Source organism: Escherichia sp. E2562 (genome assembly GCF_005781075.1).
In the GTDB taxonomy this organism is placed as follows: Bacteria; Pseudomonadota; Gammaproteobacteria; order Enterobacterales; family Enterobacteriaceae; genus Escherichia.
Map to the genome: position 1 here is coordinate 1 of NZ_VATM01000040.1, position 3,630 is coordinate 3,630.

Annotated in this window: 1 protein-coding gene and 1 pseudogene; one reads left to right on the plus strand and one right to left on the minus strand. The window is 37.5% G+C overall.

All coding sequences use genetic code 11. From position 1 onward, the window contains the following. Window positions 1-344: 344 nt before the first annotated feature. Entirely contained in the window at window positions 345-536 is a 192-nt protein-coding gene (locus tag FEK43_RS22650) for an MbcA/ParS/Xre antitoxin family protein (RefSeq protein WP_130238328.1), read from the minus strand. A 2,756-nt stretch (window positions 537-3,292) separates the two neighbouring features. Between FEK43_RS22650 and FEK43_RS22895 the strand changes: the two are divergent. After that, a pseudogene (locus tag FEK43_RS22895) lies at window positions 3,293-3,412 on the plus strand (AAA family ATPase); the annotation flags it as partial. Between the last annotated feature and the right edge of the window lie 218 nt (window positions 3,413-3,630).

Genomic DNA, 3,630 nt, shown 5'->3' on the forward strand with positions numbered 1-3,630 from the left:
AATTTACTATGCCACTACAGACGCGGATACTTTCGGTATCTCTTTACGCTATAGCACATACAAGCAGTGAACTATCAACTGGTGCGAGTGTAGGGGCTCAATGCTAATGTCTATTTGAGGACTGCAGATGTTTTCCTCGGCTGGGTAAGTTGTTAACCCCAGAATTTGGGCCAAGTATTGTATGTGGCGAAGCTGGTACAGGAACAAAGGGATAACCGTCGTTTTAAAGCTCTTCCATCGGTGAATAGCCCCGATGTGACCCGGAACAAGTCTCAGCATTCACGGGATGAAAACGATTTGCTTGATGCGATGATAAAACTACAGAACGGCTCTGGGCAGAAGGTCTAAGAATACACGCCTTGCTCTAGTCGTGTTATTAACGCTATTACCGTTTGGATTCCTGATTCGCTCCCCATAAGTTCTTCAGGGGTTTGCCACCGTAACGCTCGGTTGGGTTCATGGCACCACTTTTGGGCCGCACTTTCGTTACCTTCAAACAATTGCGTAGCCAGTTGATGGACATCTTCTCTGTTCAAGGAGTCAACTCCACTATTTAGTTATCGTTTTCTTAATCTGTTTAATGACTGGATATGAACTTCGCTACTCATTTTAGCAATGAGTAACAAGTCAATGTATCAGATGCATTCGTGACTAATACAAATAAATGCGTATAACCATTTGACAATAAAGGTTTAGATGAAAAAAAGAGAGAGTGAAATCGAATTTCACTCTCTCCATTCGGGCGCTAGGCTGGTTAGCCTCATTAAATATGATGTAACCAACGCGTCCCCCTGTATGCTAGACGCTTACAACTATAATCACTGTACATCATGGATGCAACTTTTTTGCTAATAACATTCAGCAGAGGTTGCAATGAAGTGTATGTATGTCGAACGCTACCAACCTGCATCAGTCAATGGAACCTGTTGAGTTGTTCAGCTATATCGACGTTGTTTGATTTACTTTCCATTGCCCATACAGTACTGACCGCGTATCTATAGAAAGGAGTGGTTTATCATTGATTGTAAATCATAAAAATGGCAGCCTCACCAATTATCAGACTCTGTTTGTCCGACAATATCTCAAATGATACAACCAGTTCTAATCAAGATAAAAGAAAGGTGGTTTAATATAATAACCTAGGCAGCACTCCATTATATCCCTTTTATTATTAACGAAAACAACCGAACAATCGTTGGACATGATCTTTTACATCCAGTATACCAAACAACTCTCAATTTAAACTGAGAATGTAATTTGATAATAACTATCCAGATACTGGCTGGGGAGAGAATTTAACATATGGTAATTATATGTTCTATAAATAATTATCTCGCCATTTTAAATTCTATTAATATTATCGGGGTTATTTACGCTGAAAGGAAAATATTTACTTTATTAGTGGATGGTGAGTGGAATTGTAAGTGTTTTAGTTGGTGCTTATATTTTTTTTGATATTAAAAATATATGATTGATGTCTATTATTTCCTCAACAATCTGTTCCCTGGTGTTACCATTTAAAATAGCCATGGATAATAGCAAGTAGCCCGTTTTAGTTCCAAGTGTTTTTTATCGCGCCCAATAAAATAATGGTGTTGTTGATATTCTTCAGGCCTAATATGAAGAGGTAATGACATTAGATGTGCACGGTAGGTACGAATAATAGAAATATCGGTTCGTTATATTTTACAGAGTAAGTTATGCGTTAAACTATCAGATTCTTATATGAGCACATTGCCCTTGCATAAATACAATTGCAATAATTTTCTACTCGAATTAAAAGATCGGTTTTGGAGATGGAAAAGTAACTTTTATAAATTTTGAACTATCGATTTAAGCTTCTAAACCATCCATTAAACTATTGTCCTTACTTGTATCACTTTTTAACCAAAGTCTCCAGGGTTTTCTCAAAACCCCTGAGCCTGCTAACGAAAATTTTACTGCTTAAAAAAAACGCAATACTGCAATCAGTATCTGCGATATGCCGAGAAACTTTCGCGAAAAAACGTCTTTGCGTGATTATATCTCTGATTGCTTAGGATGACTACGACATAGGGTCACTTTTTCCTTAAAAATGGCCCTATGTGCACCTCGCATAGGGTCACTTATTGATGAAAAGTGACCCTATGTAATCACGATATAGGGTCACTTTTTTTAAAAGTGGCACTATGTACAAAAATCATAGGATCATTTTTCTCGAAAAAGTGGCACTAGATATATGTATAACTTAAATGGCAAAACAGTACTTATCAACTCACAATAATACCAATACCCATTGTCAAAAAAGCTACTTTTATGTAGCATTAGAAAACATCCTCATACGACCCTCCCATTCCCATCTGACGTGCTTTTCAAACTGTTAACTTCCAGCTGCATTCCAGGCATTCAAAATGCCTCAAAAAAACACAAAAAAAAGTCCCATTTGTGAAAAAAAACTGATAATCTCTTCGGTATGGTTATTTTAAATCAAGAGGTCGCATATCTAATTCGAAACTATTAAAGTCACCGGAGATATCACTCAGTTTGTTGTGTTCACAAATTTATGTGTTTCGGGAAGAAACTGAAGACATGATCACAATTTACTGGATCGTGTGGAAGGAAAGGAGTCATCAGGAGATAAATTTACCGTGACCAGGCAATACGGTGAAGAAGGAGTATCTGGGGGTGTATGTACCAAAAGTTGCATTATAATTGGTAATGCAAAGAAAGTTACAATTACATGGCATAAGTTTAGCACGTATAAAACGAGGTCACTGAGTTACATTTAAAAACTTGTTTTTGTAATGAAGAGCGAAAATATGCGAAAAACACATTTTGTGAACCATGCGATCTGGGAATATTGGATGGTTGCGGAGACGGACGGATTACTATAACCATTACGGCAAGAACGCTCTATTTTAACAGCACGAAATTAAGAGGCTTTGATGATGTAAGTACCGCTATTTCATTATTGTTTAGAACAGTTAATGTTGACGAGTGTGCCCCAATTTTCTTATCTGCTAAATTTTCTCCTGCACAGTTAAACTTCGGCAATCAGAATACTATACACTTTTACAAACATATTTTTGAAATGAACAGCTCGTTTACTCTGGAATATAAATTAAATTTTCTGGATTATTTGTCGGTTAGCGATTATAACGTATATGGTTTACAGTATTACTCGAAGTCTCAACATGTAAAGAGAACGCATAAAGAAAATACCTAACGTTTATTTTATTTACCTTTTTGATTATTTTGTCGAAAAAAAATAAAACAGAACTAAAGCGTGCGGATATATATATCTACGGGATTGTCCACCACACTGAACATCAAAAGAGAAAGCTGCCGGTTAAAGGAAAAACGCAAAGTGGGAATGCTGGCAAAAAACGCTACGCCAATCAGTGATGATGAAATGGCGGAAACAGACATCTGAACCTGGCTCTTGACAGATTGTGTAATGGTTCATGCTAATGTCACACGTGATAATACCCAGCCAGAAAGGCTGGGTATTTCCGATGACTACGGATACATATCAATGAACACTTCGCGCAGATAAGAGTATTCCTGCTTATTCTGACAATAGTATTCCACTCTCAGCGTGCTCTGATCCACGCCCTGCGGGGGCATATCACAGCCCGCCAGATCGTCTAT